General features: G+C 68.5%; 23 protein-coding genes. 9 read left to right on the top strand and 14 right to left on the bottom strand.

Annotation, left to right across the window (positions count from 1 at the left end):
- Positions 1-34: 34 nt before the first annotated feature.
- Positions 35-616, bottom strand: a complete 582-nt coding sequence (locus AB0F91_RS12950; RefSeq protein WP_360597319.1) for a TetR/AcrR family transcriptional regulator — start codon at positions 614-616, stop codon at positions 35-37.
- A gap of 47 nt (positions 617-663) precedes the next feature.
- Between AB0F91_RS12950 and AB0F91_RS12945 the strand changes: the two genes are divergently transcribed.
- The gene (locus tag AB0F91_RS12945; RefSeq protein ID WP_360597318.1) at positions 664-1,464 is read left to right on the top strand and encodes a class I SAM-dependent methyltransferase; all 801 of its coding nucleotides are present in this window, start codon (positions 664-666) and stop codon (positions 1,462-1,464) included.
- A 1-nt stretch (position 1,465) separates the two neighbouring features.
- Here the strand turns inward: AB0F91_RS12945 and AB0F91_RS12940 are convergent, their stop codons facing one another.
- From AB0F91_RS12940 to AB0F91_RS12925, 4 genes are read right to left on the bottom strand one after another with little or no spacing between them, the layout of a single operon-like run.
- A complete protein-coding gene (locus AB0F91_RS12940; protein ID WP_360597317.1) occupies positions 1,466-1,660 on the bottom strand; it encodes a ferredoxin in 195 nt (64 codons plus the stop codon).
- A 40-nt stretch (positions 1,661-1,700) separates the two neighbouring features.
- Positions 1,701-2,906, bottom strand: a complete 1,206-nt coding sequence (locus AB0F91_RS12935; protein WP_360597315.1) for a cytochrome P450 — start codon at positions 2,904-2,906, stop codon at positions 1,701-1,703.
- A 10-nt stretch (positions 2,907-2,916) separates the two neighbouring features.
- Entirely contained in the window at positions 2,917-4,113 is a 1,197-nt protein-coding gene (locus AB0F91_RS12930; RefSeq protein WP_360597313.1) for a cytochrome P450, read from the bottom strand.
- Positions 4,114-4,123: 10 nt separating this feature from the next.
- On the bottom strand, positions 4,124-5,335 hold the full coding sequence (locus tag AB0F91_RS12925; RefSeq protein WP_360597312.1) for a cytochrome P450: 1,212 nt from the start codon (positions 5,333-5,335) through the stop codon (positions 4,124-4,126).
- A gap of 200 nt (positions 5,336-5,535) precedes the next feature.
- Between AB0F91_RS12925 and AB0F91_RS12920 the strand changes: the two genes are divergently transcribed.
- The gene (locus tag AB0F91_RS12920) at positions 5,536-6,168 is read left to right on the top strand and encodes a helix-turn-helix domain-containing protein (RefSeq protein ID WP_360597310.1); all 633 of its coding nucleotides are present in this window, start codon (positions 5,536-5,538) and stop codon (positions 6,166-6,168) included.
- A gap of 203 nt (positions 6,169-6,371) precedes the next feature.
- Entirely contained in the window at positions 6,372-6,932 is a 561-nt protein-coding gene (locus AB0F91_RS12915) for a DUF4232 domain-containing protein (RefSeq protein ID WP_360597309.1), read from the top strand.
- A 71-nt stretch (positions 6,933-7,003) separates the two neighbouring features.
- On the opposite strand, the gene AB0F91_RS12910 is transcribed toward AB0F91_RS12915, so the two are convergent.
- The 5 genes from AB0F91_RS12910 to AB0F91_RS12890 form a co-directional block, all read right to left on the bottom strand.
- Entirely contained in the window at positions 7,004-7,888 is an 885-nt protein-coding gene (locus AB0F91_RS12910; protein ID WP_360597308.1) for an aldehyde dehydrogenase family protein, read from the bottom strand.
- A complete protein-coding gene (locus AB0F91_RS12905) occupies positions 7,881-9,314 on the bottom strand; it encodes an aldehyde dehydrogenase family protein (protein WP_360597306.1) in 1,434 nt (477 codons plus the stop codon). The genes AB0F91_RS12910 and AB0F91_RS12905 overlap by 8 nt, the downstream gene beginning before the upstream one ends.
- 1 nt (position 9,315) lies before the next feature.
- Positions 9,316-10,290 (bottom strand): deoxyribose-phosphate aldolase, encoded by a 975-nt coding sequence (gene deoC / locus AB0F91_RS12900; RefSeq protein WP_360597305.1) that lies wholly within the window; start codon positions 10,288-10,290, stop codon positions 9,316-9,318.
- Between the two features lie 488 nt (positions 10,291-10,778).
- Complete coding sequence (locus AB0F91_RS12895; protein ID WP_360597304.1) at positions 10,779-11,087, bottom strand: hypothetical protein; 309 nt, start codon at positions 11,085-11,087, stop codon at positions 10,779-10,781.
- Between the two features lie 23 nt (positions 11,088-11,110).
- Positions 11,111-11,746 carry a DUF1707 domain-containing protein gene (locus AB0F91_RS12890; protein WP_360597811.1) on the bottom strand — a complete coding sequence of 212 codons (636 nt, stop codon included), beginning with the start codon at positions 11,744-11,746 and terminating at the stop codon, positions 11,111-11,113.
- Between the two features lie 106 nt (positions 11,747-11,852).
- Between AB0F91_RS12890 and AB0F91_RS12885 the strand changes: the two genes are divergently transcribed.
- Complete coding sequence (locus tag AB0F91_RS12885; protein ID WP_360597302.1) at positions 11,853-12,299, top strand: protein tyrosine phosphatase; 447 nt, start codon at positions 11,853-11,855, stop codon at positions 12,297-12,299.
- Here AB0F91_RS12885 and AB0F91_RS12880 read toward each other — a convergent pair.
- Together AB0F91_RS12880 and AB0F91_RS12875 are read right to left on the bottom strand one after the other, a co-directional pair.
- Positions 12,283-12,522 (bottom strand): DUF397 domain-containing protein, encoded by a 240-nt coding sequence (locus AB0F91_RS12880; protein ID WP_360597301.1) that lies wholly within the window; start codon positions 12,520-12,522, stop codon positions 12,283-12,285. The genes AB0F91_RS12885 and AB0F91_RS12880 overlap by 17 nt on opposite strands.
- The gene (locus tag AB0F91_RS12875) at positions 12,519-13,388 is read right to left on the bottom strand and encodes a helix-turn-helix transcriptional regulator (protein ID WP_360597299.1); all 870 of its coding nucleotides are present in this window, start codon (positions 13,386-13,388) and stop codon (positions 12,519-12,521) included. The genes AB0F91_RS12880 and AB0F91_RS12875 overlap by 4 nt, the downstream gene beginning before the upstream one ends.
- 118 nt (positions 13,389-13,506) lie before the next feature.
- Between AB0F91_RS12875 and AB0F91_RS12870 the strand changes: the two genes are divergently transcribed.
- The gene (locus AB0F91_RS12870; RefSeq protein ID WP_360597297.1) at positions 13,507-13,707 is read left to right on the top strand and encodes a hypothetical protein; all 201 of its coding nucleotides are present in this window, start codon (positions 13,507-13,509) and stop codon (positions 13,705-13,707) included.
- A gap of 5 nt (positions 13,708-13,712) precedes the next feature.
- On the top strand, positions 13,713-14,336 hold the full coding sequence (upp, locus tag AB0F91_RS12865; RefSeq protein ID WP_360597295.1) for a uracil phosphoribosyltransferase: 624 nt from the start codon (positions 13,713-13,715) through the stop codon (positions 14,334-14,336).
- Between the two features lie 320 nt (positions 14,337-14,656).
- Here the strand turns inward: upp and AB0F91_RS12860 are convergent, their stop codons facing one another.
- A complete protein-coding gene (locus AB0F91_RS12860) occupies positions 14,657-14,866 on the bottom strand; it encodes a class I SAM-dependent methyltransferase (RefSeq protein WP_360597294.1) in 210 nt (69 codons plus the stop codon).
- An 88-nt stretch (positions 14,867-14,954) separates the two neighbouring features.
- Positions 14,955-15,545 carry a TetR/AcrR family transcriptional regulator gene (locus AB0F91_RS12855; protein WP_360597293.1) on the bottom strand — a complete coding sequence of 197 codons (591 nt, stop codon included), beginning with the start codon at positions 15,543-15,545 and terminating at the stop codon, positions 14,955-14,957.
- Positions 15,546-15,760: 215 nt separating this feature from the next.
- Between AB0F91_RS12855 and AB0F91_RS12850 the strand changes: the two genes are divergently transcribed.
- The 3 genes from AB0F91_RS12850 to AB0F91_RS12840 all read left to right on the top strand — a co-directional run bounded on the left by AB0F91_RS12850 (position 15,761) and on the right by AB0F91_RS12840 (position 18,206).
- Positions 15,761-16,162, top strand: coding sequence for a MerR family transcriptional regulator (locus AB0F91_RS12850; RefSeq protein WP_220246259.1), 402 nt, complete (start codon positions 15,761-15,763; stop codon positions 16,160-16,162).
- Positions 16,159-17,139 carry an aldo/keto reductase gene (locus AB0F91_RS12845; RefSeq protein ID WP_360597291.1) on the top strand — a complete coding sequence of 327 codons (981 nt, stop codon included), beginning with the start codon at positions 16,159-16,161 and terminating at the stop codon, positions 17,137-17,139. The genes AB0F91_RS12850 and AB0F91_RS12845 overlap by 4 nt, the downstream gene beginning before the upstream one ends.
- A gap of 65 nt (positions 17,140-17,204) precedes the next feature.
- Entirely contained in the window at positions 17,205-18,206 is a 1,002-nt protein-coding gene (locus tag AB0F91_RS12840) for an aldo/keto reductase (protein ID WP_360597290.1), read from the top strand.
- Positions 18,207-18,221 lie beyond the last annotated feature (15 nt).

Raw genomic sequence — 18,221 nt, 5'->3', positions numbered from 1 at the left:
CCCCCCAGCCGGATCGGGTGAGGGTGCTGTGGTCCTATGTCAGCACACCCGACAGGACCGCCGCGACCATGGGGCGCAAGGAAGACGCGTCCGGGGAGCGGTCGGCGAAGTGGAGGTGCCCGGCGCCCACCAGCGTCGGGGCAAGGGTGTCGACGTCGGCATCGAGGGCGAGGCGGCCGAGGGTGCGTTCGGCGGTGAGGTAGCGCGCGAGCATGCGGGCGGCGTCGGAGGCGAGGGGGATGCCGGTGCCCGGGCGGGCGGTGCGGAGGCGGGTGCGGAGTTCGTCGCGGAAGGTGATGAGGGCGACGATGGAGACGGCGACCGAGGTGAAGATCTGCTGCAGAGCGGCGCACACGTTGTCCACCACCGAGCCGGTGCCCGCCGCGTCCGTGAGGGTGTCGGCGAGGGCGTGGACCTGGGCGATGCGGTCGAGGACCAGCTCGGTCAGGAAGCCGTCGAAGTCGGTGAAGTGTTTGTGCAGCACGCCTTTCGCGCAGCCGGCTTCGTCGGTGACGGCGCGGCTCGTCAAGGCGCTCGGCCCGCCGCGGAGCAGGACGCGTTCGGCGGCGTCGAAGAGCTGGGTGCGTACGTCACGGAGGTGGACGCCGGTCGGCAAAGCAAACTCCGATAGCTAAGTGGGCGAGTGCCCACTAGAGTGGGCGCATGCCCACCTTGCCGGAGCAGCAAGGCGAGAAACGGCCCGAGCCGCACGAGCTGAGGAAGACAGCCGAGTCGTTCGGGATCGACGCCGGGCGCTACGACCGTGCGCGTCCGAGGTATCCCGACGAGTTGATCACCGAAGTGACCAACGGCGGCAAAGAGGTCCTCGACGTCGGCACCGGCACGGGCATCGTCGCGCGACAACTCGAAGACAAGGGCTGCCACGTGCTCGGCATAGAACCCGACGACCGCATGGCCGACTTCGCCCGAACCACCGGGATCGACGTCGAAGTCGCGACCTTCGAAGAGTGGGACCCGAAGAACCGCACCTTCGACATCCTCACCGCCGGCCAAGCCTGGCACTGGGTCGATCCCCGACGGGGGGCCGAGAAAGCAGCCCGAGTTCTCAGGAAGAACGGGACCTTCGCCGTCTTCTGGCATCTCTTCCTGCCACCCGACGACATCGCCGAAGCCTTCGGCGAAGCGTTCCGCAAGGTAGCCCCGACCTTCCCCATCAAGGTCGACAGAACACCGAAAAGCGACGCCTACAAACCCATCATCGACAAAACCGAAGAAGCCCTGCTCGAAGCAGGCTTCCACAACTCACAACGGCGCTTCTACACCTGGCAGCAGAACTACACCCGCGCCGAGTACCTCGACCTGCTCCCCACCCAGGGCGGCCTCACCCGCGTGCCGAAACACCAGCAGGACGAAGTGCTGACCGCCGTGGGTACTGCCATCGACGCCCGCGGCGGCCAGTTCACCTGCGACTACACCACGGTGCTCTTCACCGCGGCCAACTGACTCACTCCTGCAGCGAAAGCGCCTGGCTCGGGCAGACGTTCACGGCCTCGCGGGCCTTGTCCACGAGCTCGCCCTGGGGCGTCTCGTTGAGCACGATCACCGTGCCGTCGTCCTCGCTCTGGTCGAACAGGGCGGGCTCGGTGAGCACGCACTGGCCGGCGCCGACGCACTTGCCGGTGTCCGCGATGATCTTCATGGTTTCCTCTTCCTTGCCCGTGGTGGGAGTGTGGTGATGTTTACCAGGTCACCGGCAGCCGGTAGAGCCCGTAGATCGACGCGTCTTCCTTGACCGGCAGGTCAGCCACGTCGACGGCCAGCCGCAGTGAGGGGATGCGCCGGAACAGGGTGTCGAACACGATCTGCAGCTCGGCGCGCGCGAGGTTCTGGCCGAGGCACTGGTGCGGCCCGAACCCGAACGCGACGTGGTGGCGCGCGCCGCGCGTGATGTCGAGCTTGTCGGGCTCGTCGAACACGGCCGGGTCCCAGTTGGCGGTGTACCCGAGCGCGAGCACACCTTCACCCGACCGAATGGTGACGCCGTCGAGCTCCACGTCCTCCACCGCCACGCGCGCGGTGGCCGTGTCGACGATCGTGAAATAGCGCAGCAGCTCTTCCACCGCGTCGAGCGTCTTGCCCGGGTCGGCCTTGATCGTCTCCAGCTGCGAGGGGTTCTGCAGCAGGCCGACGGTGCCGAGCGAGATCATGTTGGCCGTGGTCTCGTGGCCGGCGACGAGCAGCAGGAACGCCAAGCCCAGCACCCCGCCGTGCTCGTAGTTGCCTTCCTCGCGCAGCTTCACGATCTGCCGGCCGAGCAGGTCGTCGCCCGGGTCGGCTTCCTTCGTCGTGATGAGCTGGTCGAGGTAACCGCGCACGCGCTCGAACGCCGCGCGTCGCTCCTCGAAGCTCACCGTGCGCTTGAGGAGCTTCGCCGTGTTCTCCTGGAAGAAGTCGTGCTCGGAGTACGGCACGCCCAGCAGCTCGCAGATCACGAGCGACGGGACCGGCAGTGACAGTTTCTCGACCAGGTCCACGGGCTTCTCGGACACGAGGATCTCGTCGATGAGCCCGTCGACGATCTCCTGGATCCGCGGCCGCATCGCGTTCACCCGCTTCACCGTGAACTCGCCCAGCACCGACTTGCGCGCGGGGCCGTGCTCCGGCGCGTCCATCGTGATCATCGTGCGCTCGGCGTTGGTCTGGCGGAAGACGTTGCCGCCCTTGACCAGGATGGGGAAGTTCGGGTTGAAGCGGTCGGAGGAGAATCGGCGGTCGTTCAGCACCGTCCGCACGTCCTCGTGTCGCGAGACCACCCAGGCTTCTTTGCCGTCGGGGATCTTCACGCGCGTGATCGGCTGTTCCTCGCGGATCTGCGTGTACTCCTCGGGCGGTGCGAACGGGCACATTCGCGCCACCGGCAGTTCGAGGTACTCGGCCGTGCTCATCGCTCCTCCTTCACCGGGTCACGGGCAGTTCGTAGAGGCCGTAGATGAGCGCGTCGTCCTTGAACGGCAGGTCGTCGACGTCCTGGGCGAGCTTCAACGTCGGGATGCGCCGGAACAGCGTGTCGAAGACGATCTGCAGCTCCGTGCGCGCGAGGTTCTGGCCGAGGCACTGGTGCGGCCCGAACCCGAACGCCACGTGGTGGCGCGCCCCGCGTTCGATGTCGAACGCCGACGAGTCCTCGAACACCTCGGGGTCCCAGTTCGCCGCGTAGGTCATCACCACCACGCCGTCGCCGGCGGGAATGGTGACGCCGCCGATCTCGACGTCCTCCTTCGCCATGCGTGTGGTGTTGTCCACGATGGAGAAGTAGCGCAGCAGCTCCTCGACGGCGGTCAGCGTCTTGGTCGGGTCGGCCTTGATCAGCGCCAGCTGCTCCGGGTGCCGCAGGAACGCGACGGTGCCGAGCGAGATCATGTTCGCCGTGGTCTCGTGTCCGGCCGCGAGCAGCAGGAACGCGAGGCTGACGAGCTTCGCCCGGTCGTACGTGCCGTCTTCGCGACGCTTTGCGATCTGCCGGCTGATCAGGTCGTCACCAGGGTCGGCTTCCTTCTTCGCGATGAGCTCGCCCATGTACGCCTGCACGCGCTCGAACGCGGCGCGCCGGTCGTCCGCGGTGGTCGCGCGGTTGATCAGCTGTTTGGTGTTCTCCTGGAAGAAGTCGTGGTCTTCGTAGGGGACACCGAGCATTTCGCAGATCACAAGCGAGGGGACCGGCAGTGCGAGCTTTTCCACCAGGTCGACGGGTCCCTCGGCCTGCAGGATGTCGTCGATCAGGCTGTCGACGATCTCCTGGATCCGCGGCTTCAGCTCCGCGACGCGCTTGACGGTGAACTCCCCGAGCACCGCTTTGCGTTCCGGGCCGTGCTGCGGCGCGTCCATGGCCAGCATCGTGCGCTCGGCCTCGGTGCGGCGGATGACGTTGCCGCCCGGGACGAGCGTCGGGAAGTCGGGGTGGAGGCGGTCGGCGGAGAACCGCGGGTCGTTGAGCACAGCCCGCACGTCCTCGTGCCGCGAGACCGTCCAGGCTTGTTTGCCGTCCGGGATCTTCACCCGGTGCACCGGCGCCTCTTCGCGCGTGGCCGTGTACTCCTCCGGCGGCGCGAACGGGCACTTCCGGGCGACCGGGAGTTCCTCCATCGTGCTCATGCTTCCTCCCTCACCAGGTGACGGGCAGACAGTGGAGACCGAAGATCGCGGAGTCGTGCTTGAACGGCAGCTGGTCGACCGGGGCGGCGAGCTTCAGGGTCGGGATGCGGCGGAACAGCGTGTCGAACACGATCTGCAGCTCCATGCGCGCGAGGTTCTGGCCGAGGCACTGGTGCGCGCCGAAGCCGAACGCCACGTGCTTACGCCCGCCGCGGGTGATGTCGAGCTTCTCGGGCTCGGGGAAGGCGTCGCCGTCGAAGTTGGCGGCGTAGCTCAGGCCCAGCACGCCCTCGCCGGCCTTGACCGTGACGCCCGCGATCTCCACGTCCTCCGTGGCGACGCGGGTGGTCGCGAACTCGGCGATGGTGAAGTAGCGCAGCAGCTCCTCCACGGCGTCGAGTGTCTTGCCCGGGTCGGCCTTGATCGCCTCGAGCTGATCGGGGTTCTCCAGCAGCGCGACGGTGCCGAGCGAGATCATGTTGGCCGTGGTCTCGTGGCCGGCGATGAGCAGCAGGAAAGCGAGCGACACGAGGTCGTTGTGGTCGTACGTGCCTTCTTCGCGCCTCTTGGCGATCTGGCGGCCAAGCAGATCGTCAGCCGGAGTTTCTTCTTTGGTCGTCACCAGCTTGTCGAGGTAGTTCTCGAGCGCGAGGACGGATTCGAGCCGCTCGTCGGAGGAGATCTCGCGGCTGAGGATCTGCGAGCTGTGCTTCTGGAAGAAGTCGTGATCGGCGTACGGGACGCCGAGCTGCTCGCAGATCACGAGCGACGGAACCGGCAGCGACAGCGCCGAAACCAGGTCGGCGGGCTTGTCGCCGGCGAGGATGGCGTCGATGTGCTCGTCGACGATCTCCTGGATGCGCGGCTGAAGCGCCTTCATGCGCTTCACGGTGAACTCGCCGACGACCTCGCGGCGTGCGGGGCCGTGCTCCGGCGCGTCCATGTTGATCAGCGACGGGTTGAGCTTGCGTTCGCGCCGCGGGGCTCCATCGCGGAACAGGACCGGGAAGCCAGGGTTGAAGCGGTTGGAGCTGAACCTGGGGTCGTTCAGCATCGCGCGCACGTCCTCGTGCTTCGACAGCACCCAGGCGCGCTGCCCGGAATCGAGCTCGACGAGCTTCGCCCGCTCGTCCTCGAAACGCTTGTACTCCGGCGGCGGCGCGAACGGGCACGTGCGCGCCATCGGGAAGCTGGCGAGCTCGGGTTCGGCAACTTCTGGCATGGTGGGATCCCCTTTTGGTAGTTTTGAACCTTTACGCAATGTATGTGGAGGATTACATTCCGGTTCATCACCCACGTTACCCAAGCGGAGGATCTTCGTCCACTAGCAAAGGGGTGACGGGCTGTGGTCGCAGTGCATGGAGCGCGGTCCATGCGAGAATTTGCGCGCGTAACGAGTTCCCGGCGAGCGGAAGGTGGGCCATGAGTGTGGATCCCCAGGTCCCCTTGCGCGCGGACGCGCGGCGCAACCGCGACCAGATCATCGCCGCGGCGCGCACGATCTTCGCGGACTTCGGGCCCGAGGTGCCGATGGAGGAGATCGCGCGCGCGGCCGGCGTCGGCGTCGGCACGCTGTACCGGCGCTTTCCCGACCGTGAAGCGCTGATCCGGGCGGTGGCCGTCGACAACTTCTCGCGGGTGCTGGACGACGCGCGCGAGGCGGCCGAGCAGGAACCCACGGCTTGGCGCGCGCTGGTGCGGTTGCTGCACCAGTCCGTTGAGCTGCACCTTTCCGTGCAACTGGCGATGTTGTCGAAGAAGGCGCACGAGATCCTGAAGGAAGACCCGGCGATCGCGACGTTGCGCGAAGAGCTGCTGATCGAGCTGGAAGCGATGGTGCAGGGCGCGCAGAACGAGGGGACGTTGCGCCCGGACGTCGCCGAGGGTGACGTGGCCATGCTGTTCGCGCTGCTGCTGCGTCAGCTGGAGTCCCGTTCGCCGGAAATCGCTCGGATGTCCACCGCGCGCAGCATCGCGATCATGATCGACGGGCTGCAGGCCCGGCCGGGGACGCCGTTGCCGGGCCGGCCGCTGGGCCGGCACGACATCAACTGAACCGCGCCCGCGCGCGGGTTCACTCTTTGTGACGCTTCGGGGTGGCTGGGGTTGCGTTTCTGCGGCTGATCCCACAGTCGGACATCCCGCCAGGGAGGTGGACGTCTTTCCTGGTGAGAGCGACCGAGGGGAATGAATCACCAAAACGGTCGCTCTGCCGGGCGGAGAGGCTGCCCGGGATTCGAACAAGGGGAGAGTCCGACATGACCACACGCAAGACCATCAGCCGCGTTGTCGCCGCCGTCGCCGTCGCCGGGATCGCCGCCGGGGCAACGGCTCTGGCCGCGGGGACCGCGAGCGCCGCGCCTGCTTCGTCTGCCTCGTCTGTTCAGCCGTGCACGTCGAACCAGTTCACCTCGAAGCTCGTCTACGGCGGCGCGGGCGCGGGCAACCGCTACGGCGCCCTGCAGTTCACCGCCAACCCGGGCGAGCGCTGCTACCTGCCCGGCAACCTCGAGGTGGACCTCGTCGGCGCGCACAACGTGCTGATCGACAACACGGCCCCGGCCGACGCGCCCGCCGTGGCGCTCGTCGACGGTTCCTCGGCCTACGTGCCGCTGCACTGGACCGGCATCGAGCCCTACGCCCAGCAGCAGACGCCCAACGGGCTCACCGTCGTGGCGCCGTCCGACTCCAACCAGCACGGTGACTACATCAACCCGAACGTCACCGTGGACTGGACCCTCGGCGAGGTCGACGCCGACTCGGTCAGCCACACCATCGACGTCGGCGCGGTGACACAGGGGCTCGCGCCGACCGCGTGACGGGTCTTGTTTCGGGGCGGGCGGCACACCGGGGGGTGCCGCCCGCCCCTTTTGTTTCGGATTGTTCCGGCTCAGACGCCCAGCGGGTGCCAGACGGTCTTCGCCTCCAGGTACCGGCGCAGCCGCGAGAGGTCCGGCGTCGGTGTCCAGTCAGGTTCGGCGTCGGGAACCGTGAGCACGCGCTTGACCGTGCCCGCCGCCTCGCGCGCCAGAGTGATGCGGTCCTCCGGCGTGGCGCCTGTGGGGTCGAGAGCGTTGACGTCACCGTGGGAGGCCAGCCACGGGCCGAGTTCGGCCGCACGGCCGGTCAGCACGTTGGCGACGCCGCCCGGCAGATCGGACGTCGCCAGGACCTCCGACAGCGTGATCGCCGGCAACGGCCGCTCGGCGCTCGAGACGACGACGGCCGTGGAGCCACCGGCCAGTACCGGCGCCAGCACGCTCACCAGGCCGAGCAGCGACGACTCCTGCGGCGCGAGCACGCCGACCACACCCGTCGGCTCGGGCACGGTGAACGAGAAGTACGGCCCCGCAACGGGATTCGCCGCGCCGAGCACCGACGCGATCTTGTCCGTCCACCCGGCGTACCAGACCCAGCGGTCGATGGCGACGTCCACAAGGGACTCCGCCTGGCTCGGCGCGAGACCTTCCGACGCGGCGACCTCGCTCACGAACTGCTCGCGCCGGCCCTCCAGCATCTCGGCGACGCGGTAGAGCACCTGGCCGCGGTTGTAGGCTGTGGCGCCCGACCAGCCGGGAAACGCTTTGCGCGCCGCCACCACGGCGTCCCGCACGTCCTTGCGCGACGCGTGCGCCGCGTTGGCCAGGAACTTCCCCTGCGGGTCGGTGACGGGGTACACCCGGCCCGACTCCGAGCGGGGGAAGGCCCCGCCGATGTAGAGCTTGTACGTCTTCGCGACGGAAATACGAGTCTCAGACAGATTTGAATCAGACACTGAGGTAGGCCTCCAAGCCGGTGCGCCCGCCCTCGCGGCCGAACCCGGACTCCTGGTAGCCGCCGAACGGCGCGGCGGGGTCGAAGCGGTTGAACGTGTTGGCCCAGACGACGCCGGCCCGCAGCTTGTTCGCCATCCAGAGGATGCGCGAGCCCTTCTCGGTCCAAATGCCGGCCGACAGCCCGTACGGCGTGTTGTTGGCCTTTGCGACGGCCTCGTCCGGCGTGCGGAAGGTGAGCACTGACAGCACCGGCCCGAAGATCTCCTCGCGCGCGATCCGCATCGACTGGTGCACGTCCGAGAACACCGTGGGAGCGAAGAAGAACCCGCGATCGGGCACCGGGCACGGGCTGGTCCAGCGCTGCGCGCCCTCCGCGTCGCCCGATTCCACGAGCCCGCGGATCTTCGCCAGCTGCTCGGCGGAGTTGATGGCGCCGATGTCGGTGTTCTTGTCGAGCGGGTCGCCCATCCGCAGCGTCGAGACGCGGTAGCGCAGCTTTTCCAGGACTTCTTCGGCCACGGATTCCTGCACCAGCAGCCGAGAACCCGCGCAGCAGACGTGGCCCTGGTTGAAGAAGATCCCGTTGACGATCCCCTCCACGGCCTGGTCCAGCGGCGCGTCGTCGAACACGACGTTGGCCGCCTTGCCGCCCAGCTCCAGCGTGAGCTTCTTGCGGGTGCCCGCCACCGTGCGCTGGATCAGCTTGCCGACCTCGGTGGAACCCGTAAACGCGATCTTGTCGACGTCGCCGTGTTCCACCACCGCCGCGCCGATGTCCCCGGCGCCCGGCAGGATGTTCACGACCCCCGGCGGCAGTTCCGCCTGCTGGCAGATCTCGGCGAACACCAGCGCCGTGAGCGGCGTGGTCTCCGCAGGCTTGAGCACGACGGTGTTGCCGGTGGCCAGCGCGGGCGCGATCTTCCACGCCAGCATCAGCAGCGGGAAGTTCCAGGGGATCACCTGACCCGCGACACCCAGCGGCTTCGGGTTCGGGCCATAGCCCGCGTACTCCAGCTTGTCGGCCCAGCCGGCGTGGTAGAAGAAGTGCGCCGCGGCCGTGGGGACGTCGGAGTCGCGCGATTCCTTGATGGGCTTGCCGTTGTCGAGCGACTCCAGCACGGCCAGCTCGCGCGAGCGCTCCTGGATGAGCCGCGCGATGCGGAACAGGTACTTCGCCCGTTCGCTGCCGGGCATCCGCGACCAGACCGTCTCGTAGGCGGCGCGGGCCGCGCGCACGGCAGCGTCCACATCGGACACCGACGCGGTGCCGACCTCGGCGAGGATCTCCTCGGTGGCCGGATTCACCGTCTTGAGCGGCTCGCCCGAACCGTCGACGAACTCGCCGCCGATGAACGGCCGGTAGTGGTCCTTGAGGTTCGCGATCTCGCGCGACTCGGGCGCGGGGGCGTATTCGAAGATGCCCATGTCAGTCCACCGTCACGTAGTCGGGGCCGCTGTAGTGGCCGTCCACCTGGGTGCGCCGCTGCAGCAGCAGGTCATTGAGCAGGCTGGACGCGCCGAAGCGGAACAGGTCCGGGGTCAGCCACTGCTCGCCGGCCACCTCGTGCACGGCGACCAGGTACTTGATCGCGTCCTTCGCCGTGCGGATGCCGCCCGCGGGCTTCACACCGCGCAGCTCGCCGGTCTGCTCGTGCCAGTCGTGCACCGCCTGCAGCATCACGTGGGTCACCGGCAGCGTCGCGGCGGGAGAGACCTTGCCGGTGGACGTCTTGATGAAGTCACCACCCGCCAGCAGCGCGAGCCACGACGCGCGGCGGACGTTGTCGTAGGTCGCCAGCTCGCCGGTTTCCAGGATCACCTTCAGGTGCGCTTCGCCGCACGCCGCCTTGATCGCGCGGATCTCGTCGAAGACGTCCATGTAGCGGCCCTCGAGGAACGCGCCGCGGTCGATCACCATGTCGACCTCGTCGGCGCCGTACTCCACAGCGAGGCGCGTGTCGGCCAGCTTGACCTCACGGCTGGTGCGTCCGGACGGGAACCCGGTCGCGACGCTCGCCACGTGCACGGCACTGCCCTTGAGCGCGTCGACCGCGGCCTCGACCATGTCCGGGTACACGCACACGGCGGCCACCCGTGGGCAGTCCTGCCGCTCCGGGTCCGGGCGCAGGGCTTTCGCCGCGAGCCCGCGGACCTTGCCCCGCGTGTCCGCGCCTTCGAGCGTGGTCAGGTCGACCATGGAGATGGCGGTGTCGATCGCCCAGCGCTTGGCGTCTTTCTTGATGCTGCGTGTGCCCAAGGCCGCCGCTCGCTGTTCGACCCCGACCTGGTCGACGCCGGGCAGCCCGTGCAGGAACCGCCGCAGGCTCGCCTCGTCGCGAGTCACGTCCGCCAGCGGCGCCGGGGTGTCCGGCGCCGCGTTCGGGCTGGTGGTTGTGGTCATGCCTGTGAGTGTAGGTGGGCCACGTCCTGTGCCGGGTCACTCACGGAAATCTGTGGATTACGCCCGGGGAACGAAGGAGCAGTCGGCGGGAACTCGGTTCGCGTGATTCCGGCCTCCTCCAGCACAACGCGCGCAGCACCGGAGGCCGAGACCAAGCCGAACAGCAGGGGCGCGTAGCGCTGCGGCGGCCTGCGCGGTCAGGATTCGACCGCCAGGACCCCTCGCTGTGCCGAGTCATTGACAGGAATTCGGATCATGTGGTCGTGGAGCCGCTGAACGGCGGAGCGACGTAGCCGCGCCAGAACGGCACCGTGGCTTGGGGCGACCAGTCGGCCGGAAGTTCGGACGGGGTGCCCGCACGTGCCGCGGCCGGCGGGGAGGAACCGGTGTGCGTAGACAGGCACCAGCTTCGGCATGTCGACCAGGGCCAGGCGGGCCACGCTCAGGGCTGCCTCGAGCATCTCCGGACGGGTGCCCCAGTCCGGGCGTCAGTATCCGATCTTCTCGACGTCCCACAGCAGGTAGTCGACCGGCCAATCGAGCTGCTTGCGGAGTTCGACGGCGTCGCCGTCGCGCCACTCGGGCCACGATTCCTGCCAGGTGGTCCAGGTCCCTGGTTCCGGCACGAACGGGCTGTTCATCGGCAACCCGGCCGCGAGGAATGCTCGGTGGTCGTCGGCGAATTCGAAGTCGTGTTCGGCCTCGATGCGGGCGAATTCGGCGTCGGTCAGGCCGGGCGCGATCGTGCAGCAGCCCAGCTCGGCCAGACGGCGGACGGCGGCGACGCCTGGATTCACATGCTCACTTCTTGGCAACGCGCTCACGACTCGATCTGCGGGTTGTCCTTCTTCGCCTTCTTGCGGTACACGACCACGCCGCCCCAGAAAGCGAGGCCGTTGATGGTCAGGGTGGGGGCCGTGGGGGGTGCTGGTGGGGCGCCGGATTTGTCTTCGAGGACGAAGCCGCCCATGAGGCCGAGGCCGGTGACGTCGACGTTGATGTCGTCGGGGACCGTGATCTCGATGCCGCCCATGATGGCGACGGCGGTGATGGTCGACTGTTTGTCGGCGAAGCGGGCGCTGCGGAGGTCGATTTCCGTGCCGCCCCAGAAGGCGACGCTGGTGTGCTGCGGCGGGAGGACCCAGCTGCCCTTGCGGACGGCGCCGGAGAGGACGCCGATCGACACGTTCGAGCCCGGGTGGCCGCCGATGCGGCTGTCGGGGAGGCCGAGGGCGCGGCTGGTGGCCGGCTGCAGAGCCGAAGAGGGCGCCGTGGGCGGCGACGGCGTGGCGCCCATCGGCAGGTCGCGGGTGACGGGCTTCAGCTCGCCGATGGTCTTCGACGCGTAGACGGTGGAGAGCCGCTCCTCGAGCTCGGTCATCGTGATGCGGCCCTCGGACAGCGCTTGGTGCAGAACCTGCGCGACCTGCTCGCGGTCGGCGTCGGAGGCCCGCATCTGGTCGGGGCTCGGAAGGGCTGCGTCGTCACTCACCCGGGGCAGCCTAGCCCGATCGGGGGTGGTCCGGGGTTCATCGACGACGGACAAGGGCCAAGATGGGGCGATGGCATCTGCTCTGGTGGGGACCCTCGCACTGCCCGACGGCGCCGTCGTGCGCGGACGCGGCCTCGGCCGGCCCGCGCCGGCAGGCCCGGCACCGACGTATGGTCTCTACCTGGGGTCGAATCGCCTGCGCCGCAAGCACGACGACGGGCTCACCTGGGACCACGACTGGATCCACTGGCCGGACTTCCTCCTGCCGCTGAACTGGGCCGAGGCACGGCGCAAGATCCTCGCGCTGCACGCCCGCGCGCTGGCCGGGGAATCGGTGGAGGTGGCCTGCTACGGAGGCGTCGGCCGCACCGGCACGGTCCTCGCCTGCCTCGCCACCACCGCCGGCTTGTCCCCGGACGACGCCATCGAGTGGGTACGCGAGAACCACCACCACCGGGCCGTCGAAACGGCCTGGCAGCGGCGGTGGGTTCACTGGTTCGCTAGCGCGCGGAAGTGAGGAAGGCGGTCCACGCGGCCGGCGACAGGGTGAGGTGGCCGCCCGCGCGGTCCTTCGTGTCGCGGATCCCGATCTCGACCGGTGAGGTGTCGACCTCGACGCAGTTGGAGTCGTTGGTGCTGTAGGAGCTCTTGCGCCAGGCTGCGAACTCGACGCAGTTGGAGTCGCTGGTGGTGTAGGAGCTCTTCCGCCACGTGGCCTGGGCGAAGTCGGGGGCGATCATGGTTCGTACTCCTCGGCTTGAGTCGACTCGCCGATCATATCGGCAATCATCCGGGCCGAGGCGTCTGATGACAGGGCGATGGAGCGGATGTTGCGCCAAGCGGTCTTGACACTGTCGATGTAGTCATCTTCTTCGAGAAAGCTGCTGGTGCCCCGGCTCTCGACGTGCGCGAGGGTCGGCTCGTTGTGAAATTCGAGGAGGACAAACGGGCCGCGCAAACCTGGGTGCGCGCCGGCCGCGAAGGGAGCGATTTCCACGGTTACGTTGGAGCGGCGGCTTAGCTGTAGGAGATGCTGGAGCTGATTATGCATTGTTGCCGAGTCGCCAATTTGACGGTGCAAGGCCATTTCATCGATGATGAGGTGAACCAGGGGGGCATCTCTGCGGCTCAAAATCAGTTGCCGGGTGGCGCGGGCCGCGACCAGACTCTCGACCTCAGACTCGGTGAGCAAAGTATCGTTGCCGCGGATGAGTTCGCGGCTGTACTCGGGGATCTGGGCAATGCCGGGGATCAGCAGGGTTTCGTAGTTCTTGATGACCGAAGCCTGCTCCTCGAACCGGATCAAGTCCTTCCACGTCGGTGGCAATTTCCCGTTCACTTCATGCCAGTTGCGCTCCTCGCCGCCCCTCACGAGCGCCATGAGCTCTTGCCGCAGATCCGACGGAGCCTGCAGGAAACCCAGGATCGCGGCGACGTCGTCGGGGTACAAGCCGCGGTCGCCGGTTTCCATGCGGGAGATCTTGCTCTCCGAGAAGTCCACGCCTTCGGCCACCTGTTTGCAGGTCATCTTCCGCAGTAACCGCAGACGGCGCAGTTCCCCGGAAACCCTCCGCTGCCGCACGGAGACCCCTTTGTTCTTCGTCATGGGCACACTTTGTCCTCTTGCCATGGTGGCACGATAGATCGCTCACCTGAAGGAAGGTTGCGTGCGGTTCTGGCATCGGGAGAACGTTTGGCTCGTGTTCTCGCGGAGGAGGAAACCCATGCGCCAGTCTTGGAAGATCAGTGGATCGTACGCCAACTGGAGGATCATTGTCAGCATCGAGCCGCCGGATGATGCGAACGCGGCGGATGTGCCCGAGTGGCCGTACGACAAGCTGGCTCCCGTGGTGGGGCATTTCTTCGAGGCGGTGAACTACTACGAGATGAGCCGAGACGCGGATGACACCCGGCAGCTAAGTTAGGCGGCATGGATGTGCACGTCGTCGATCACCCGCTGGCCAAGGCCCGCCTGTCCACGATGCGTGACGCGCGGACGGACAGCGCGGCGTTCCGGGCCGCGCTGCACGAGCTGACCGTGATGCTCGTGTACGAAGCCACCCGGGACGTGCCGGTGCGCACCGAGCGGATCCACACGCCCGTCGCGCGCACGGAGGCCTACCGGCTGGCCAGCCCGCCGCTGCTGGTCCCCGTGCTGCGCGCCGGCCTGGGCATGGCCGACGAGGCGCACAAGATGATCCCCGACGCGCAGATGGGGTTCGTCGGGCTGGCGCGCGACGAGGAAACCCTCAAGCCGACCCCCTACCTGGAATCGTTGCCGGAGTCGCTGGCCGACCGGCCCGTGATGGTGCTCGATCCGATGCTCGCGACGGGCGGGTCGATGGAGTACACCATCCGGCTGCTCACCGACCGGGGCGCCACGGACGTCACGGCCATCTGCGCGCTGGCCGCGCCCGAAGGTCTGGAGCACCTGGAGAAGACCGGGCTGCCGGTGCGCGTGGTCACCGCGAGCATCGACGAGCGGCTCAACGACTCCGGCTTCATCGTCCCCGGGCTCGGCGACGCGGGAGACCGCCAGTACGGCGCGGTCTGAGCCAGCGGCCTGACCAAACGGTCTCACCAAGCGGCCTGAACCACCAGAGCCACGAGAAAATCACCCACAACACTTCCGAGGTTCCCGGCCACTTCCCGGTGTGACCATCCAAGGGGCAGCCGTGGACGCCGAGCTGTTCGGGCGCGCGGCGGGCGGGGACGAGAGGGCGTTCGGCGAGCTGTTCGAACGCCACGCTGCGGCCAGGTCGGCGATGAGGAAGCGGTGCGCGACGCGGTTCCGGCGAGGACGCGCCGCTTGAAGCTGAGGACGTCGGCGCGGTCCAGCTCGAAGAACCGCAGGCCGGCGGGCAGGTCGAGGCGTCAGGCGCGGGTGTCGAGGCCGGAGCCGAGGAGCACGATCTGGGTGAAGGTCTTGCTCGCGGCGAGGAGGAAGTCGTCGAAGGCGCGGGTGCGCAGGCCGGAGTAGCTGCCGCCGCGACCCAGAGCGGGTCGGCGTCGCCTCCTGCGACGTCCTCGATGCGGGTGGGCAGCCGGACGTCTGCGGCCGCACTGACGAAGCGTTCGGCCCACTCGTCGCGGATGAGGCCGTCCGGGCGGTGGGTCTCGATGGCGCGGGCGGCGGCGATCGTCAGCGCCGTGGCGCTCACGCCGGGCTCGGTTACTTCAGCCAGCCGGAAGCGTTGGCGCGCAGGGCTTGCTCGTACGCGCCGCTCACGCTGAACTTCGGCGGCAGGTTCCCCGACAGCTCCAGCGACACCAGCCCGTGCACCAGTCCCCACGAGCTCACGACGATCACCTCGGGCGCGACGTCCGTGAACTGCCCCGACGCGATCCCGCGCCGGACGGTGTCCTCGAGCGGCTCGAGGGTCGCGCGGGCGAGGCGGTCGGCCTCGGCGTTGGGCTCGAAGCCGGGCACGGAACGGGTGAACATGATCGCGTACAGGTGTGGATCGGCCTGCGCGCTGGCGCGGTAGGCGACGCCGAGGCGCACCAGGTCCGCGACGGCGTCGCCGGTCCGCGCCACGGCGTTCAGTCGCTCGCCGAAGCGGCGGAAGCCCTCGACGTACAGCGCGTTGACCAGGTCGGGCTTGCTGCCGAACAGCGAGTACACGGCCGTGGTCGACGTGCCGGCGTCGGCGGCCAGCTTGCGCAGGGACAGGGCCTTCGGGCCGTCGGCGGAGATCAGCTCGCCGGCCCGGTCCAGCAGCTTCAGCCGGAGGGCTTTGTCGTGCGTACGGGGACGGGGCATGCGCTCAGCGTAACGCAACGGTGTTACGGTACGCGACCCTTCGAAGGGTGATCGGGTGCGCGGAGAGCGGGCCCGGGACGGTCGTGCCTCGGCTGATCCGCTTCACGGAGCCGGCATTGTGGCGCTCGTCGCCTGCTGACCTGCGCAGGTGCGGGCAGCACCCCACCCGGTCGGGATTTGACCTGGAGTGCACTCCAGGTCGTACTGTCGAGCGTATGAGCTACTCGATAGCGGAAGCCGCACGACGTAGCGGCCTGTCGATCGACACCCTTCGGTACTACGAGCGGATCAAGCTCCTGGACCCGCCGGCCCGCGACGCGGCGGGGCGACGCGCGTATTCGGACGACGATCTCAACTGGCTCGGGTTCCTCACCAAGCTGCGGCTCACCGGCATGCCCATCAAGAGCATGCGCGAGTACGCGTCACTGCGGCGCCACGGCGTCGCGAGCGCCGGGCGCCGCAAGGCGATCCTCGTCGAGCAACGCCAGTCGGTGGCCGACCGGATCGCCGAGCTCCAGGGGTGCCTGGACATTCTGGATTACAAGATCAGCAACTACGACCAGGTGGAACGCAAGGTCCTCGGCCACGTGTCCGCCATGGAGGAGATCTCCGCGTGATCGCTACGAGGAAACTCGGTGAGCTGGAAGTAAGCGCCCAGGGCCTGGGCTGTATGGGGATGAGCCAGGCGTACGGGGTGCGAGACGACGACAGCGAGTCGATCGCCACCGTGCACCGCGCGCTGGAGCTGGGCGTGACGCTGCTGGACACGGCCAACGTGTACGGGGCGGGGGAGAACGAGAAGCTGGTCGGCCGCGCGATCGCGGACCGACGCGACCAGGTGGTGCTGGCCACGAAGTTCGGCATCGTGTGGAAGGACGGTGGCATGAGCGCGCGCGGCGACGCCGCGTACGTGAAGCAGTGCTGCGACGAGTCGCTGCAGCGCCTGGGTGTCGACCACATCGACCTCTACTACCAGCACCGCGTGGACCCGGACACGCCCGTCGAGGAGACGTGGGGCGCGCTGGCCGAGCTGGTGGCCGCCGGGAAGATCCGCTACGCCGGGATTTCCGAAGCGAATGCCGACACGATCCGCCGCGCCCACGCGGTGCACCCGGTCACGGCGCTGCAGAGCGAGTGGTCGCTGTGGACGCGCGGCATCGAGGACGAGATCCTGGCGACGTGCCGTGAGCTGGGCATCGGCGTGGTGCCGTTCTCGCCGCTGGGTCGCGGTTTCCTGACCGGCGCCGTGACGTCGGTGCAGGACCTGCCCGAGGACGACATGCGCCGCGGGATGCCGCGCTTCGCCGCCGGGAACTTCGAGAAGAACATGGCCATTGTGGACGCTTTGCGCACGTTGGCCGAGAAGAAGGGCGTGACCGCCGGGCAGCTCGCGCTCGCGTGGGTGCAGGCCCAAGGCGAGGACGTGGTGCCGATCCCGGGCACGAAGCGCCGCAAGTACCTCGAAGAGAACGTCGCCGCGGCGCAACTCGAACTGTCCGAAGAGGACATCGCCGCGATCGAGCAGGCGGCTCCGGCCGACGCCGTGGCCGGAGCGCGCTACCCCGAGCGGCTCGCGCGCGCGGCCGGCAAGTAAACCCCGTTCTGTGAAGGGCCCCGGGGAACTCGGGGCCCTTCACCGACCGAACTCCAGGAGAGAACATGGCTGGATCGACGCTGCCTGCGCGCCGTCTCGGCACGCTCGAAGTGAGCGCGCAGGGCCTCGGCTGCATGGGGATGAGCGAGTTCTACGGCGAGGGTGACGACACCGAATCGATCGCCACCATCCACCGCGCACTGGAGCTGGGCGTGACCCTGCTCGACACCGCTGACATGTACGGCATGGGGGACAACGAAGAGCTCGTCGGCCGCGCGATCGCCGACCGGCGCGACCAGGTTGTGCTCGCCACGAAGTTCGGGTTCGTGCGCGATCGCGAAGACCCGAGCAAGCGTGGGGTGCGTGGCGACGCGGCGTACGTCCGTGAGTCGGTCGAGAACTCCTTGCGGCGCTTGGGGATCGACCACATCGACCTCTACTACCAGCACCGCGTGGACCCGGACGTGCCCATCGAGGAGACGGTCGGGGCCATGGCAGAGCTGGTGCAGCAGGGCAAGGTGCGCCACCTCGGCCTGTCCGAGGCCGGCGCCGAGACGATCCGGCGCGCCCACGCCGTGCACCCGATCTCGGCCGTGCAGACGGAGTGGTCGCTGTGGTCGCGCGACATCGAGGACGCCGTGGTGCCGACGTGCCGCGAGCTCGGCATCGGCCTGGTGCCGTACTCCCCGCTCGGCCGCGGCTTCCTGACCGGCAAGTTCAGCTCGGCCGCGGACTTCGACGAGGACGACTTCCGCCGGCAGACGCAACCGCGCTTCGCCGACGGGAACCTCGAGAAGAACCTCGCGATGGTCGAGGCGCTGCGCGCGCTGGCCGAGAAGAAGGGCGTGACCGCGGGTCAGCTCGCGCTCGCGTGGGTGCAGGCGCAGGGTGAGGACGTGGTACCGATCCCGGGGACGAAGCGGCGCAAGTACCTCGAAGAGAACGTCGGCGCCGTCGTGCTCGAACTGTCCGAAGAGGACACTGGAGCGATCGAGGCCGCCGTGCCCGCCGCCGAAGTGGCCGGCAAGCGCTACTCCGAGACGGCGTTGAAGCTCCTGTCACGCTGAGCCACCGAACGGTGA

The sequence above is a fragment of the Amycolatopsis sp. NPDC023774 genome (genome assembly GCF_040639695.1).
In the GTDB taxonomy this organism is placed as follows: domain Bacteria; phylum Actinomycetota; class Actinomycetes; order Mycobacteriales; family Pseudonocardiaceae; genus Amycolatopsis.
This window is presented reverse-complemented; position numbering and strand designations above follow the sequence as displayed.

Bases quoted from the DNA above. Each gene is read 5' to 3' on its own strand.
- AB0F91_RS12945 (WP_360597318.1), top strand. From the start codon at position 664: ATGCCCACCTTGCCGGAGCAGCAAGGCGAGAAACGGCCCGAGCCGCAC.
- AB0F91_RS12915 (WP_360597309.1), top strand. From the start codon at position 6,372: ATGACCACACGCAAGACCATCAGCCGCGTTGTCGCCGCCGTCGCCGTC.
- AB0F91_RS12925 (WP_360597312.1), bottom strand. From the start codon at position 5,335: ATGCCAGAAGTTGCCGAACCCGAGCTCGCCAGCTTCCCGATGGCGCGC.
- upp (WP_360597295.1), top strand. From the start codon at position 13,713: ATGGATGTGCACGTCGTCGATCACCCGCTGGCCAAGGCCCGCCTGTCC.
- AB0F91_RS12940 (WP_360597317.1), bottom strand. From the start codon at position 1,660: ATGAAGATCATCGCGGACACCGGCAAGTGCGTCGGCGCCGGCCAGTGC.
- AB0F91_RS12880 (WP_360597301.1), bottom strand. From the start codon at position 12,522: ATGATCGCCCCCGACTTCGCCCAGGCCACGTGGCGGAAGAGCTCCTAC.
- AB0F91_RS12870 (WP_360597297.1), top strand. From the start codon at position 13,507: ATGCGCCAGTCTTGGAAGATCAGTGGATCGTACGCCAACTGGAGGATC.
- AB0F91_RS12920 (WP_360597310.1), top strand. From the start codon at position 5,536: ATGAGTGTGGATCCCCAGGTCCCCTTGCGCGCGGACGCGCGGCGCAAC.
- AB0F91_RS12875 (WP_360597299.1), bottom strand. From the start codon at position 13,388: ATGACGAAGAACAAAGGGGTCTCCGTGCGGCAGCGGAGGGTTTCCGGG.
- AB0F91_RS12855 (WP_360597293.1), bottom strand. From the start codon at position 15,545: ATGCCCCGTCCCCGTACGCACGACAAAGCCCTCCGGCTGAAGCTGCTG.
- AB0F91_RS12905 (WP_360597306.1), bottom strand. From the start codon at position 9,314: ATGGGCATCTTCGAATACGCCCCCGCGCCCGAGTCGCGCGAGATCGCG.
- AB0F91_RS12935 (WP_360597315.1), bottom strand. From the start codon at position 2,906: ATGAGCACGGCCGAGTACCTCGAACTGCCGGTGGCGCGAATGTGCCCG.
- deoC (WP_360597305.1), bottom strand. From the start codon at position 10,290: ATGACCACAACCACCAGCCCGAACGCGGCGCCGGACACCCCGGCGCCG.
- AB0F91_RS12890 (WP_360597811.1), bottom strand. From the start codon at position 11,746: ATGCGGGCCTCCGACGCCGACCGCGAGCAGGTCGCGCAGGTTCTGCAC.
- AB0F91_RS12850 (WP_220246259.1), top strand. From the start codon at position 15,761: ATGAGCTACTCGATAGCGGAAGCCGCACGACGTAGCGGCCTGTCGATC.
- AB0F91_RS12885 (WP_360597302.1), top strand. From the start codon at position 11,853: ATGGCATCTGCTCTGGTGGGGACCCTCGCACTGCCCGACGGCGCCGTC.
- AB0F91_RS12840 (WP_360597290.1), top strand. From the start codon at position 17,205: ATGGCTGGATCGACGCTGCCTGCGCGCCGTCTCGGCACGCTCGAAGTG.
- AB0F91_RS12930 (WP_360597313.1), bottom strand. From the start codon at position 4,113: ATGAGCACGATGGAGGAACTCCCGGTCGCCCGGAAGTGCCCGTTCGCG.